This is a genomic window from Pseudomonas agarici, from assembly GCF_900109755.1.
GTDB lineage: Bacteria > Pseudomonadota > Gammaproteobacteria > Pseudomonadales > Pseudomonadaceae > Aquipseudomonas > Aquipseudomonas agarici.
On record NZ_FOAR01000010.1, the window covers coordinates 139,300 to 152,298 of the forward strand.

The 12,999-nt window shown below is 59.3% G+C and carries 14 protein-coding genes; 8 read left to right on the forward strand and 6 right to left on the reverse strand.

What is annotated here, in order from left to right:
• Nucleotides 1-63: 63 nt before the first annotated feature.
• Together BMX68_RS11770 and BMX68_RS11775 are read right to left on the reverse strand one after the other, a co-directional pair.
• A complete protein-coding gene (locus BMX68_RS11770) occupies nucleotides 64-1,029 on the reverse strand; it encodes a FecR domain-containing protein (protein WP_017131157.1) in 966 nt (321 codons plus the stop codon).
• Entirely contained in the window at nucleotides 1,026-1,535 is a 510-nt protein-coding gene (locus tag BMX68_RS11775) for a sigma-70 family RNA polymerase sigma factor (RefSeq protein WP_026013089.1), read from the reverse strand. Before BMX68_RS11775 ends, BMX68_RS11770 begins: the two co-directional genes overlap by 4 nt.
• A gap of 290 nt (nucleotides 1,536-1,825) precedes the next feature.
• Between BMX68_RS11775 and BMX68_RS11780 the strand changes: the two genes are divergently transcribed.
• Complete coding sequence (locus BMX68_RS11780) at nucleotides 1,826-2,155, forward strand: hypothetical protein (protein WP_026013088.1); 330 nt, start codon at nucleotides 1,826-1,828, stop codon at nucleotides 2,153-2,155.
• Nucleotides 2,156-2,162: 7 nt separating this feature from the next.
• On the opposite strand, the gene BMX68_RS11785 is transcribed toward BMX68_RS11780, so the two are convergent.
• Both BMX68_RS11785 and BMX68_RS11790 read right to left on the reverse strand, forming a co-directional pair.
• Nucleotides 2,163-2,846: a hypothetical protein gene (locus BMX68_RS11785; protein WP_017131154.1), complete on the reverse strand. Its 684-nt coding sequence runs from the start codon at nucleotides 2,844-2,846 to the stop codon at nucleotides 2,163-2,165.
• A gap of 278 nt (nucleotides 2,847-3,124) precedes the next feature.
• The gene (locus BMX68_RS11790) at nucleotides 3,125-4,456 is read right to left on the reverse strand and encodes an aminotransferase-like domain-containing protein (RefSeq protein WP_017131153.1); all 1,332 of its coding nucleotides are present in this window, start codon (nucleotides 4,454-4,456) and stop codon (nucleotides 3,125-3,127) included.
• A gap of 121 nt (nucleotides 4,457-4,577) precedes the next feature.
• On the opposite strand from BMX68_RS11790, the gene BMX68_RS11795 reads away from it, so the two are divergent.
• Nucleotides 4,578-5,474, forward strand: a complete 897-nt coding sequence (locus BMX68_RS11795; protein WP_017131152.1) for a DMT family transporter — start codon at nucleotides 4,578-4,580, stop codon at nucleotides 5,472-5,474.
• 80 nt (nucleotides 5,475-5,554) lie between these two features.
• Here the strand turns inward: BMX68_RS11795 and yfcF are convergent, their stop codons facing one another.
• On the reverse strand, nucleotides 5,555-6,190 hold the full coding sequence (gene yfcF, locus BMX68_RS11800; protein ID WP_017131151.1) for a glutathione transferase: 636 nt from the start codon (nucleotides 6,188-6,190) through the stop codon (nucleotides 5,555-5,557).
• 518 nt (nucleotides 6,191-6,708) lie between these two features.
• Between yfcF and BMX68_RS11805 the strand changes: the two genes are divergently transcribed.
• Together BMX68_RS11805 and BMX68_RS11810 are read left to right on the forward strand one after the other, a co-directional pair.
• Nucleotides 6,709-7,806, forward strand: coding sequence for a carboxynorspermidine decarboxylase (locus tag BMX68_RS11805; RefSeq protein ID WP_060783936.1), 1,098 nt, complete (start codon nucleotides 6,709-6,711; stop codon nucleotides 7,804-7,806).
• A 28-nt stretch (nucleotides 7,807-7,834) separates the two neighbouring features.
• Entirely contained in the window at nucleotides 7,835-9,079 is a 1,245-nt protein-coding gene (locus tag BMX68_RS11810) for a saccharopine dehydrogenase family protein (protein WP_026013087.1), read from the forward strand.
• 130 nt (nucleotides 9,080-9,209) lie between these two features.
• On the opposite strand, the gene BMX68_RS11815 is transcribed toward BMX68_RS11810, so the two are convergent.
• Complete coding sequence (locus BMX68_RS11815) at nucleotides 9,210-10,028, reverse strand: shikimate 5-dehydrogenase (RefSeq protein ID WP_017131149.1); 819 nt, start codon at nucleotides 10,026-10,028, stop codon at nucleotides 9,210-9,212.
• Between the two features lie 243 nt (nucleotides 10,029-10,271).
• Between BMX68_RS11815 and BMX68_RS11820 the strand changes: the two genes are divergently transcribed.
• The 4 genes from BMX68_RS11820 to pbpG all read left to right on the forward strand — a co-directional run bounded on the left by BMX68_RS11820 (nucleotide 10,272) and on the right by pbpG (nucleotide 12,901).
• A complete protein-coding gene (locus BMX68_RS11820) occupies nucleotides 10,272-10,616 on the forward strand; it encodes a hypothetical protein (protein WP_017131148.1) in 345 nt (114 codons plus the stop codon).
• A 269-nt stretch (nucleotides 10,617-10,885) separates the two neighbouring features.
• Nucleotides 10,886-11,080: a hypothetical protein gene (locus BMX68_RS11825; protein WP_017131147.1), complete on the forward strand. Its 195-nt coding sequence runs from the start codon at nucleotides 10,886-10,888 to the stop codon at nucleotides 11,078-11,080.
• A gap of 141 nt (nucleotides 11,081-11,221) precedes the next feature.
• Nucleotides 11,222-11,404: a hypothetical protein gene (locus BMX68_RS11830; protein WP_017131146.1), complete on the forward strand. Its 183-nt coding sequence runs from the start codon at nucleotides 11,222-11,224 to the stop codon at nucleotides 11,402-11,404.
• A gap of 561 nt (nucleotides 11,405-11,965) precedes the next feature.
• Nucleotides 11,966-12,901: a D-alanyl-D-alanine endopeptidase gene (gene pbpG / locus BMX68_RS11840; RefSeq protein WP_017131144.1), complete on the forward strand. Its 936-nt coding sequence runs from the start codon at nucleotides 11,966-11,968 to the stop codon at nucleotides 12,899-12,901.
• Nucleotides 12,902-12,999 lie beyond the last annotated feature (98 nt).

Genomic DNA, 12,999 nt, shown 5'->3' on the forward strand with positions numbered 1-12,999 from the left:
AAAGCTCTCGTATTTTGTTCACTTACCTGGAATGACAGGTGAGGTGAAAAAAAGGGACAGGCTTCACACAGTATTTTTTTCCGGGGTGGTTTTTCGGGGAACCAGCGTGACCCAGTAACGGCTACGCCAATGCACGTCCAGCGGCAGGCTTGCCGCCAGCAGGGACAGAATCCGATCAGTGTTGTCCAGGCGAAAGCTACCGGTGACTCGCAATGCCTCAAGAGCCGGCGCCCAGCGCAGCAGGCCGGATCGATAGCGGCCCAGCTCACGCAGGAAATCCCCCAGCGGTTGGTTCTGAGCCATCAGCACACCCTCGCGCCAACCGGGCAGTTTGCCGTCGAACGTGTCCACCGACCCGGCCCCCGAGGCACGAAGACTGACTTCATGACCTTCATTGAGCAGCAACGCCGGCCCTTGCAACGGTTGCAAGCGCGCCGAGCCGCTGACCACCGACACTCGGCAATCCTTGGCATTGAGTCGCACACACACCTCACTGCGACTGACGATGATGTGCCCATAAGGCGCCTGGATAGTCAGAGCGGCGCTGCCGGGGATCTTCAGCGATATTTCACCGCGAACCAAAGCCAGCCGGCTGGCCAGCATATCGACATTGACGGCGCTGGCGGTATTGAGTTGCAGGGTACTGCCATCGGTCAGCGGCAGCCGTTTGCGCTCGCCCGTGGCAGTCTGCAAGTCGGCGCGCCAGACGTCCAACGGTAACTGTTGTCCCAGCAACCACGCAGCAGGCACCAGCGCGGCAACCCCCAGGGCACGCTTCATGAACACACGGCGTCCCTGATCCGGACGGTCGAGGGTGGCCATGGCCAACGCCGTGGGCAGGCCGCCAAAGCGCTCGCGCAGCAACTGCGCCTTTTGCCAGGCGGATTCGTGAGCGCTGCTGCTCTCGCGCCAGTGTTGCAACTTACGGTGGTCCTCATCATTGGCCGCACCCGACTCCAGCAGCGCCAGCCACCGCGCCGCGGCCCGCGCCACTTCACGGGTCTCGGAGGAAATACCGGGACGAATCAAAGCTCCACCAGCAGGCAATGCTCATAGGCCTGGGCCATATAGCGCTTTACCGTGCGTTCGGACACTTGCAGGCGCTCGGCGATGTCGCGATAGCCCAATCCTTCGAGCTGGCTCCAGAGAAAGGCCCGGCGTACCACCGAGGGCATACCGTCGAGCAGTTCGTCCAGAGCTTGCAGGGTTTCCAGCAACAACCAGCGCTGCTCGGGCGACGGCATGCACGCTTCGGGCATCTGTGCCAGCGCCTCCAGATAGGCCTGTTCGAGGCTACGCCGGGTGTAGAAATTGCTCAGCAGACGCTTGCCGACAGTCAGCAGATACGCCCGTGGCTCGCGCAAGTCTGCCAATTGCTGGGAACTGGAGAACACTCGCAGGAAGGTATCCTGACTCAGGTCAGCCGCATCCCAGGCATTGCCCATGCGCCGCCTCAACCAGCTTTCCAACCAGCCGCTGTGATCGCGGTACAGGGCATGTAAGGTGTGCTCCGTTGGCGTCGCTGCTTCAATCATGGGGCGAGGACCTGCGCGAAGGATGTCTTAAATGAGACTGATTCTAATTAGTACTCTATTCATAACCAAGTCTTTTTAAAAAAAACACCGGCAGCACGAGCACCAAAAGCCGCCGAGCACCCACAAAGTGACGCCCGACAGAGCCTTCAGGTTGACGAAAAACGGCTGAAACGCCTCGGCCGCGTCGGCGAATCATGTTGTACCGGGCGCATAGCAGGCAATCTGATGGCCCCCAGGCTGTCTTGAAACAGCCAGAATCACTTTATTTTCAGGTAGTTAGGTTGGGTTAAATGCGCACTGTATGGGCCACACTGATCTCGTTTTCCCTGGCGGGTGTAGCTCTTTGCGCTGATGGCAAGGAGCTGAGGTCCAATGACCGGTTTATGTGCAACTGGGGCGCCGGCACGGCAGCCAGAGCCCAGAAATTGAAATTGTCGGGGGTTTCGCGGTACGCCGCACGGCAAAAGATCCAGACCTATAAATTCAACAAGGACTGGATGCGCATGATGGCTCTGGGTATCACCGAACAGACCTACGACAGCCAATCGCGGCTGAAACCCGAGGCTATTCGGCGCAGTTTTTACCAGGATTGCGTCAAGTACAAGCTAGCGCGCCGATAGCAACCACTCAGTTAGTAGCAACCTGATCGGCATCACCGGAGCTCACCAACGCCCTCAGCGAAGCATCGAACTGCTTCAGGGCATCGACCTGCAGCTCACGCTGTTGGTTGATCTGTGCGGCAATCTCCGGAGCGGCCTTGCCACGCACCCAGATCGACGGCAGCTCCTTGCCGGTCGAGCCCTCGGCCTTGCCGATATATTGCAGATTCGAGTCATAGAACTTGGCGACAAAGCGGGCCTCGAATTGGTTGTTGCGCTGGGTGACCAGACGGCTATAGGTGTCGAGCATCACCACCACATCGGGCCGGGCCTGGACCACCGCATCGAGGTTGTCGTAGACGGTCACCGAGGCGAATTGTTTCTGCAACGAAGCCGTGAGCCACTCGATTGCCAGCTTCGGATCGGAACTGTTGATAAAAGCCGTGCTGATGCGCGAATCAAGCGCATCGTTCTTCGCTCCGTTCAGCGCAACGCCATGGTAACGCTCAAGGTATTGAAGCGTGTTGACGGTGTTTTCGCTGTAGAGCACGCCCACCGAGCGGGCCTGTTTCAGGTTGACGCCGCTATCGGCCACCGGCGGGAAATGACAGACCTGATCAGCAACTCCACCGCTGGCGGCATAAACAGGAAAAGTAGCGGTCATACCGGTGCCGAGGATGGCGATAAAGGCCAGCAGGGTGGAAATTCTCATCGCTCGGGTTCCTTCAGAAGCAGGTTCGGTATGACGCTATCTTCCCCTTTCGTCCGAAAAAACAGAACTTGCGTTTTTCGATGGTCACTATTAACCGAACGAATGGTGGAAGTCAGTGAACTGCAATGTTGACATGCACTCAGGCTGATATCCTTGAACGTTCCTCCCCGGCGATGAGCGGCCGCTTTGCTCACCAAGCAAAAGCCTAGCAGAGACACAGCGCCGCACAGGCATTTTCTGATCTTTCGGACCAGTTGCACTCAACACTCGAAAGCCACCTAGGAACACGCTTCGATCACCCATTTCACCTTTTCCAGCGCCGCGCGCAACGCGCCCATCTCCACCGACCCCAGAGCCAGGCGCAGCGCATGGGGAACATGGGCTGAAATAGCAAACGGCTCGGCGGTCGAGACCGAGACGTTCTTGTCCAGCAACTCGCGGGTAATATGGTCCGCCCTCGCCTCCTCGGGCAACGGCAGCCAGAGAAAATAGGAGGCGGGATGGGTGATGCAGGGCAAACCGGCCAGCACCAGCGCCGCCAGCGTTTGCCGGGCGTGGGCGTCCTCGCGCTTTTCGGCCTCCAGGCGCATGACCGTGCCATCGTCGAGCCAGGCGCAGGCAAGGGCGGTCATCACGCCAGGGGTATTCCAGGTGGTTGCCCGAATCGTTCGCTGCAATGCCGCCACCCTGACCGGCGGCGCGACGACAAACCCTACCCGCAAGCCGGTAGCGATATTCTTGGAAAACCCCGAGACATAAACCGTCCGCTCCGGTGCCAGCTCGATCAAGGGAGCCGGGGAATTCTCGACCAGAAAAGCGTAGGCGGCATCCTCGATCACCAGCAGGTCGTACTGGCGGGCGATTGTCACCAGTTGCTCGCGCTGCCCGATGTCCAGCACCCAGCCTAGAGGATTGTGCAGCGTCGGCATGGTGTACAGCGCACGCACGCGTCGCCCTCGGCAGAGGCGATCCAGTGCCTCCAGGTCCGGCCCGTGGTCGAATAGCGGAATCGGCAGGATTTCCAGGTGCAGGGCCTCGGCCAGAACCTTGAAGCCGGAATAGGTCAGTGCATCGGCGGCAATCACATCGCCGGGCTGCAGCAACGCCATCATCGTCACCGCCAGCCCATGCTGGGCACCACTGACCAACAGCACTTGCTCGGCTGTCACCGTCAGCCCGCGCACCCGCAGATGTCGGGCCACCGAGGCGCGCTCATGCGAGCACCCGGCATGGGGCTGATAGCGCAACAGCGACTCCAGGTCGCCGGACAGCGCGAGTTGACGCAGGGCAGTGCGCAGCAGTTCCGACTGGCCCCGCAGCGCCGGGTAGTTGAAGTTGAGGTCCGCCACGCCCCTGGAGATTTCCGGCTGGTCGATCCCTTGCCCTGGCGGTAGCGACGTCTCCCTGACAAAGGTACCCCGCCCCGTCTCGCCACTGACCAGCCCCATGGCTTCAAGCTCGCCGTACACCCGACTGGCCGTCACCAGCGCCAGCCCGTGGGTCGCGGCCAACTGGCGGTGGGTCGGCAGGCGGGTACCCGGCGACAGTCGGCCAGAGCGGATATCCGCCGCCAGGCTGTCCACCAGCGATTTATAGCGTAAGCGCGGCATGTCGAGTGTATCCATGACAATTTTTTGATTGTCATGATACTCAGCCCTAGCATATCTGTTGTGCAACCCCTGATGCGGTGGCGCACCTCCTCCCAGGCCAACCGTAAGGAGCAAACCCTGAATGGAACAGCTAGCGAATCTACAAAATCCGCCAACCAGCAAGCCTGCCAGCGGATGGCTCAACGGTTTTATCGGCGTGCTTATCTTCAGTGGCTCGCTGCCCGCCACCCGACTGGCGGTGCTAGAGTTCAGCCCGGTGTTCCTGACGGTTGCCCGGGCCAGCATCGCTGGGCTGGTGGCGCTGTGCATGCTGTGGATCTTCAGGGAGCGGCGCCCCACTCGCCAGCAGTTGCCGGCGCTGGCAATCGTCGCTTTGGGGGTTGTCCTCGGATTCCCTCTGCTGACCGCCCTGGCTTTGCAGTATGTGACCTCGGCCCATTCCATCGTCTTCATCGGCCTGTTGCCCTTGGCCACCGCCGCCTTCGGCGTGTTGCGCGGTGGCGAGCGGCCACGACCGGTGTTTTGGTTGTTCTCGGTCTTGGGCAGCCTGCTGGTGGTGAGTTATGCGCTGTTCCAGGGGCTCAGCGCTTCGCCGGTCGGCGATCTGTTGATGTTACTGGCGATCCTGATCTGCGGCCTGGGTTATGCCGAGGGCGCCAGGCTCTCGCGGACACTCGGCGGCTGGCAGGTGATTTGCTGGGCGCTGGTGCTGTCGCTGCCGGTGGCGATGCCGTTGACGTGGCTGAGCGCCCCGCCGTCGCTCTCGGTCATCAGCCCGGCGGCATGGGCCAGCCTGACCTACGTTTCGCTGTTCAGCATGCTGATCGGCTTTGTCTTCTGGTATCGCGGCCTCGCCCAGGGCGGCATTGCCGCGGTCGGCCAATTGCAACTGCTGCAACCCTTCTTCGGCCTGGCACTGGCGGCCACGCTGCTGCATGAGCAAGTCAGCCTCGGTATGTTGGCGGTGACTGTAGCGGTGATTCTGTGTGTGGCGGGGGCGAGGAAGTTTTCGAGGTGATTCTCCAGTGGACTGGCGCTCGCCCGTGCGCGGCGGCGAAGCAGTCGGAACGCCTGCCGGTCAATAATATTGATAGAAGATCAACCGATCGCCGGACGCTCCAGACTCGCCCATTCCCGTACCGCCGGACGCTGCCAGTGGCGCTGTGCATAGGCCACCAGGGCCGGTGGCAGGGGATCGCCATTGAGCGCCAGCCGATTGAGCATCAACGCCAGGTCGACATCGACGATTGACCATTGGCCGAACAGAGACTCGCGACCATCGGCCAACAGCGCCTGGGCAGTGCCGATCAGCTTGTCCGCGGCGATCCTGGCGGCGGTCGACAACGGACCTTGGGCTTGGCCGTAAAACACCACCAGGGTCGAGCGTTCCTCGCGCAGCGCCAACAGGTCACTGCGCAACCAAGCCTGAATCTGCCGGGCTCGCGCCCGCAACTGAGTATCCCGTGGGTAAACCGCTGTCTGGGGGAACACCTCCTCCAGGTACTCGGTGATCGCCGAGGACTCGGACAAGGCAAAATCACCCTGCACCAGGGTCGGCACGCGCTGCGTCAGGGACAGCCCGGCATACCCCGTGGTTTGCTGCTCCAAGGCGTCCAGGTCCAGTGGGCTCAGATCGAATTCGATGCCCTTTTCGCGCAGTGCGACAAATACCGACAAGGCATAGGGACTGCTGAATCGACTATCAACGTACAGGCACGGACGGCTAGCACTCATGGCAAACGCTCCTTGGGGGGTGATACCACGTTACGAGATTAGCCTGGGTAAATGAAATCATGGATTTTCATGGGCGTATTCCCCAGCGTAATACCTGTCGCTCGGCTAGTGGCCTGAGTCGAGTCAGCACCTTGAAACGATAAGGCACGGTCACAAAATCATTGCCTTGCTGTCACCCCATCGTCATGCCAGACAAGCACAATGGCTGCAGCCAAAAGGACTTGGCCCCATCTATCGAGAGCTCGCCATTGAGCGCAATGTTGTTCACCCACGCCTGATCCTCGGCTCCGCCCCACCGCACTTGCTCGTCTACGTTCGCCTTGCCTGGTCATCTCCCGAAAACATTTCGTACTGAACCTGTGAAGCCCATGGCGTTCCGACCAGCCCGCTCGCCATAGTGCCCACTTCGCCTGGCGGCAACGACCGACCGGTAGGAAATACGCCCGTCAACCTTTCGATATGGGCCAAGTAAAGGCACAATGCGCGTCCTTTTTTTGGCCAGTGCCGGAGGCCTCGAAATGATCAAGACGCCGTACTACCTTATCGACAAGCAGAAGCTGCTGGTCAATCTGCAGAAGATTGCCTATGTGCGCGAGCAGTCCGGAGCCAAGGCACTGCTAGCGCTCAAGTGTTTTGCCACCTGGTCGGTGTTCGACCTGATGCAGCAATACATGGATGGCACGACTTCCTCGTCGCTCTACGAGCTCAAGCTGGGCCGCCAGAAGTTCGCCGGCGAGACCCACGCCTACAGCGTGGCCTGGGCCGACGACGAGATCGGCGAGATGCTCGAGAACTGCGACAAGATCATCTTCAATTCCATCGGCCAACTGCAACGCTTTGCAGAGGCCTCCACGAGCAAGGTCCGAGGCCTTCGGGTCAATCCGCAAGTCAGCAGTTCCGACTATCTGCTGGCCGACCCGGCGCGACCGTTCAGCCGCCTGGGCGAATGGGACCCGGTGAAGATCGAGCAGGTCATCGGGCAAATTTCCGGTTTCATGTTCCACAACAACTGCGAGAACGGCGACTTCGGACTGTTCGATCAGATGCTGGCGACCATCGAGGAACGCTTCGGCCACCTGTTGCACAAGGTCGAGTGGGTTAGCCTCGGCGGCGGCATCCATTTCACCGGCGAAGGTTATGCGCTAGACGCATTTTGCGCGCGCCTGAAGGCGTTCTCGCAGAAGTACGGCGTACAGGTCTACCTGGAACCGGGCGAAGCGGCGATCACCCAAAGTGCCTCACTGGAAGTCAGCGTGCTCGACACCCTCTACAACGGCAAGCACCTGGCAGTGGTAGACAGTTCCATCGAAGCCCATATGCTCGACCTGCTGATCTATCGCCTGGACGCCAAGATGGCACCGAGTGCCGGCGAACACACTTACATGGTGTGCGGCAAATCCTGCCTGGCCGGAGACATCTTCGGCGAGTACCTCTTCGACCGCCCGCTGTCCATCGGCGATCGGCTGTCGTTCATCGACGCGGCAGGCTACACCATGGTCAAGAAAAACTGGTTCAACGGCTTGAAGATGCCGTCCATTGTAGTGAAACAACTCGACGGTACTGTCGAGGTCGTTCGTGAGTTCGGTTACGAAGACTACCTGTCCAGCCTCTCGTAAGCTGGCGGATTGAGGAGAAATGAAAAAATTGAAGAAGAACGTACTTATCATTGGTGCAGGAGGTGTCGCCAAGGTGGTGGCCCACAAGTGCGCGCAGCACAACGACGAACTCGGTCGTATTGCTATCGCGTCGCGCAACATCTCCAAATGCCAGGCCATCATCGATAGCGTCAAGACCAAAGGCAGCCTCAAACAGCCCGCCGACATCAAGGCCTTCACGCTCAATGCACTGGATGTGGAAGCGACCAAGGCACTGATCCGCGAAACCGAATCGCAAATCGTGATCAATGTCGGCTCCGCGTTCCTCAACATGTCGGTACTGCGTGCCTGCATCGATACCGGCGTGGCTTATCTCGACACCGCCATTCACGAAGAACCGGGCAAAGTCTGTGAAACACCGCCCTGGTACGGCAACTACGAGTGGAAGCAGCTCGAAGAATGCCAACAGAAGAACATCACCGCCATCTTGGGCGTGGGCTTCGACCCTGGTGTGGTCAATGCCTATGCGGCACTGGCGCAACAACAGTATTTCGACCGCATTGACTCGATCGATATTCTCGACGTCAACGCCGGTTCCCATGGCAAATATTTCGCCACCAACTTCGATCCCGAGATCAATTTCCGCGAATTCACCGGACAGGTGTGGAGTTGGCAAGACAGCCAATGGACCAGCAACAACATGTTCGAAGTCAAGCGTACCGACGACCTGCCGGTGGTAGGTTCACAGAACCTGTACCTGACCGGCCACGATGAAGTGCACTCGCTGTCGAAGAACCTCCAGGTGCCCAACGTGCGTTTCTGGATGAGCTTCGGTGAGCACTACATTAACGTCTTCACGGTGCTGAAGAACCTCGGCCTGCTTTGCGAAAAACCGGTGCGGACCGCCGAAGGCCTGGAAGTCGTACCGCTGAAGGTGGTCAAGGCGGTGCTGCCCGACCCTGCCTCGCTGGCCCCGGGTTATGTCGGCAAAACCTGCATCGGCGACCTGGTCAAAGGCAGCAAGAATGGCCAGCCACGCGAACTGTTCATCTACAACGTGGCCGACCATGAGGACGCCTACGCCGAGACCGATAGCCAGGGTATCTCCTACACCGCGGGGGTGCCGCCAGTGGCCGCCGCTCTGCTGGTCGCTCGTGGCGAGTGGGACGTGCAGCGCATGGTCAACGTCGAGGAACTGCCCGCCGAGCCGTTTCTCAAAGCCCTGGATGCCATGGGTCTGCCGACCCGCATCAAGGACGAGCATGGCGACCGTGCCTGGGATGCTATCGCCTGATAGCCAGCCGTTGACAACGTGCGCCTGAACAGGCGCACGTTGCTTGCGAGCTACCAAAATCTGCAGCCGCAGAGCGAATTCAGCGGCTTGTGGCGCCGAAATGGGCTCACAGAACTCACCACACAGGCCACTAGGCTCGGGCAAACGCCACGGCCTTCTGGAACTGCTCCTGCGTGGGCCGTATGCCGGTGTACAACACAAACTGCTCCAGGGCTTGGATGGCAATCACTTCCAACCCGGTGATCACCCGCTTGCCCTGCTCTCGACCACGGACGATCAACGGTGTTTGCGAAGGAATCGCCACCACATCGAACAGCGTCTCGGCGGCATCCACCGCGCTCGCCTCGAATGCCAACTGGCCGGCCTCCGGACCGCCATCCATGCCCACCGGCGTTACATTAACCAGCATCTGCGCACGCAACGTACCCAACTCGGCCTTCCATTCGTACCCACAGATCGCCGCCAATGCCTTGCCGGCAACTTCATTGCGCGCCACGATGGTGCCATTGCGATAGCCGCCGTCACGCAGGGCCGACGCCACGGCCTTCGCCATCCCGCCACTGCCGCGCAGCGCAAAGGTGATGTCCCTGGGCACCGCATGGGTCGCCAGCAGCTGGGCAATTGCCATGTAGTCGGTGTTGTAGGCTTTGAGATGACCAGCCGTGTTGACAATCGTATTGATCGACTGGATCGCCGCCGCCGAGGCGTCCAATTCGTCCACCAAGGCGATACTGGCTTCCTTGAACGGCATCGACACCCCGCAACCACGAATTCCCAGGGCGCGGATCCCGGCGATTGCGTCAGGCAGGTCCTGACTGCTGAAGGCCTTGTAATAGAAGTTCAAGCCCAGTTGTTCATAGAGATGATTGTGGAAACGCAGGCCAAAATTTCCGGGGCGCCCAGACAATGACATACACAGTTGGGTATCTTTGTTGGGATTCATCTGCATGTTTCATCTCCTGATGGGAACTTTCGGATAGATGGGATTAGCCATCGCCCCTGTTTTCGTTGATCATCGAACTCTGGCGCGGGTATCGCAGGACTGTAAGGAAGCATCGCCCGCAACCTTACACAAAATTTACTCAGCGGCAGTGACGATTTTCAAGAAATCGCTGTCATAGAAGTATCCCCGCGACAGTCCTTGAGTCTATTGCAGACAACAAGCGTAGGGGTTTGAACCCGAGGAATAATCATGATTCGTACAATTCCCAAGGTAGCTTTACTCGTCGGTGCACTCGCTGTCGCAGGTCAGGCCTCTGCCCACGGTGGCGGCTGGGTGGGGCCTGCCTTGTTGGGTGGTGTAATCGGCGGAGCGATTGTCGGTTCGGTGGTGTCCAACAATCGGCCGGTCTATGTCCAGCAGCCGGTCTATGCACAGCCCGCACCGGTCTATATTCAGCAACCGGCTCCGGTCTACTACCAACCGGCCCCGGTCTACGTCCAGGCACCGCCTCCAGTGGTGGTGTACGGCGGCGGCGGATACTACCGCCCGGCGTACTACGGTCATCGGCATTACGGTTACGGCCCACGCTGGTAATCGTCAAGGCAAGCACCCCAGGCCCCGCTCGCAAGACGGGGCCTAACTCGTTCGGGGCTTACCAAAAGTGCCAGCACTTCGTAGGCCTGGTCTGAATTTCGGTGGTAAAGGTCGCAAGCGAGACAGCAACGCCGAGCCAATGGCGCATGATAAGCAGCGGCCGTCGCCTTGAGCAGCTCTTCACACAGCTGTCATATCGGTGCTATTACCGATCGGCAAGATCGCTCACATACCCTGAGAACCTCTACCTATAAGAACAAGGACAAGTCATGCCTACGCAAAATCCGCATCGCACCGCCGGCCTTTGCACTTCCAGCAAAGTCTACAGCGCGCTCACCGAACTCAAGCAACTGGAGAGCCATCGCACCGCCAAGTTTCTCTCGTTGCTGGCCGAGAACCTGGTCTGCAAGGGATTGTTGAGTGAACAGGAAGTGGTGAACATGCTGGACCAGGTCGTCGACTGACCCAGCCTCTATTCAAGCGCCTTCGGCGGCTTCCTTGTCAGGCGCAAAACTTGATTTCGTCGATGTCTACTATCGAGCGCGATGATTTTCCTCCGATCCGCGGTCCTCGTAAAGTAACTCCATAGATTGATGGAGGTACTTATGCCCAAGGTTCAAATCATGTCCGTTATCGGCAGCGCCGTCCCCGCCTCGCTCAGGGAATTGGGATTGCTCGCTTGCTGGTACCTGGTCCGCGACGGCGTCGCCATCAGCGGTCCTTTTACATCCCTTTCGGTGGCCAAGGCGCTCTCCGAGCGCATGGACGTGCACACCCTGGGCGCCTGATCGCCTCACCTGTTCCCAAATCGTGCGTTGCTCCGCACAACCCCTTGCCCGCACTGGTTGCGGGCTTTTTTATGGGCGCCGATCAAGCGTGTCCGGCTTGCGCAGTATTGACCCAATGGCTGTGTGGCCAGGGTCTGTACGAAGTATTGTCAGTCAATTTCGGCGCCACAATGCACTGACCTACGTTGCAGGCCCCGCTGCCCCCTTGGCTGAAACCCTCGAAATAAAGGCCCGCGGACCATACAACGGCGGCCATACCTGAGCTACCATATGTCTTATGGCCAGTATGGACGTGGCACTGATAGCCAAGCGGCCGAAACCCGCTGTCGAGGTTGCTCTGGCGACCGGCTCGCCTTGGCAGAACTCAATCACGGACGGGATCGGGAGCGGAAGCTCGAAGAGAAAAATGGGACGAAATCGGCGCAAAAGTAAATTTTGTGTCAGTTACGCCCAATACCTCCAGAGGTATGGCAACTTGCTGAACTATATTCATAAAATGTAACGCTTTTTCTATAAAAACCCGTTGCCAACGGCATATCCATTTTTTGCGAGTCCATCCGCGTGAACATTCGTCATTCCATCCTGAGCCTTTTTTTTGTCCTGGCCGGCACCGTCGCTGTAACCCCTGTCGAGGCACGTGAAACCACCCAAGCCCCTCGCGATACCGCCCACCTGCAAGTCGCTTCCGGCAGCGCCCTGCTGATCGATCTGCAAACCAACGAGACCCTGTATTCGAGCAACCCGGACGTGGTTGTACCGATTGCCTCGGTGACCAAACTGATGACCGCCATGGTCGTGCTGGATGCCAAGCTACCGATGGACCAGTACATTTCGGTGAACATCAGTGACACCCCGGAAATGAAAGGTGTGTTCTCCCGGGTCAAGCTCAATAGCGAGCTGTCGCGCAAGGAGATGCTGTTGATTGCCCTGATGTCATCTGAAAACCGCGCCGCCGCCAGCCTCGCCCACCATTACCCCGGCGGCTACGCTGCGTTCATCGCTGCGATGAACGCCAAGGCCAAATCGCTGGGCATGATCAACACCCACTATGTCGAACCGACCGGCTTATCGATCCACAACGTGTCCACCGCCCGCGACCTCAGCAAGCTGCTGATGGCTGCACGCCACTACCCGATGTTGAGCGAACTGAGCACCACCAAGGAAAAGACCGTGGCGTTCCGCAAACCCAATTACACCCTGGGTTTTCGCAACACTGACCATTTGATCAACAAAGACAACTGGAAGATCCAGATCACCAAGACCGGCTTCACCAACCAGGCCGGCCATTGCCTGGTGCTGGTCACCGAAATGGGCAACCGCCCGGTAGCTCTGGTGATTCTCGATGCATTCGGCAAATACACCCACTTCGCCGATGCCAGTCGAATCCGCAACTGGGTCGAAACCGGCAAGAGCGGTGGTGTGCCGGATGTGGCCTTGCGCTATAAGGCCGACAAGAACCTGAAGAACCGCCAGATGGATGTCCAGGCCGCAAAGTAACCACGGATCGAGCGGCCCGCTTACCCGGGCTGCGCTCAACGACGTTTGAGTGCCCGCTCATACGCGTACCTCGCCTTGTCGGCGTGCGCCAGGAGATT

What these genes read in the sequence shown, in the direction of transcription:
- BMX68_RS11780 (WP_026013088.1), top strand. Translation starts at nt 1,826, where the DNA reads ATGCGCACTGTATGGGCCACACTGATCTCGTTTTCCCTGGCGGGTGTA.
- BMX68_RS11795 (WP_017131152.1), top strand. Translation starts at nt 4,578, where the DNA reads ATGGAACAGCTAGCGAATCTACAAAATCCGCCAACCAGCAAGCCTGCC.
- BMX68_RS11785 (WP_017131154.1), bottom strand. Translation starts at nt 2,846, where the DNA reads ATGAGAATTTCCACCCTGCTGGCCTTTATCGCCATCCTCGGCACCGGT.
- BMX68_RS11815 (WP_017131149.1), bottom strand. Translation starts at nt 10,028, where the DNA reads ATGCAGATGAATCCCAACAAAGATACCCAACTGTGTATGTCATTGTCT.
- BMX68_RS11805 (WP_060783936.1), top strand. Translation starts at nt 6,709, where the DNA reads ATGATCAAGACGCCGTACTACCTTATCGACAAGCAGAAGCTGCTGGTC.
- BMX68_RS11825 (WP_017131147.1), top strand. Translation starts at nt 10,886, where the DNA reads ATGCCTACGCAAAATCCGCATCGCACCGCCGGCCTTTGCACTTCCAGC.
- BMX68_RS11830 (WP_017131146.1), top strand. Translation starts at nt 11,222, where the DNA reads ATGCCCAAGGTTCAAATCATGTCCGTTATCGGCAGCGCCGTCCCCGCC.
- yfcF (WP_017131151.1), bottom strand. Translation starts at nt 6,190, where the DNA reads ATGAGTGCTAGCCGTCCGTGCCTGTACGTTGATAGTCGATTCAGCAGT.
- BMX68_RS11790 (WP_017131153.1), bottom strand. Translation starts at nt 4,456, where the DNA reads ATGCCGCGCTTACGCTATAAATCGCTGGTGGACAGCCTGGCGGCGGAT.
- BMX68_RS11820 (WP_017131148.1), top strand. Translation starts at nt 10,272, where the DNA reads ATGATTCGTACAATTCCCAAGGTAGCTTTACTCGTCGGTGCACTCGCT.
- BMX68_RS11775 (WP_026013089.1), bottom strand. Translation starts at nt 1,535, where the DNA reads ATGATTGAAGCAGCGACGCCAACGGAGCACACCTTACATGCCCTGTAC.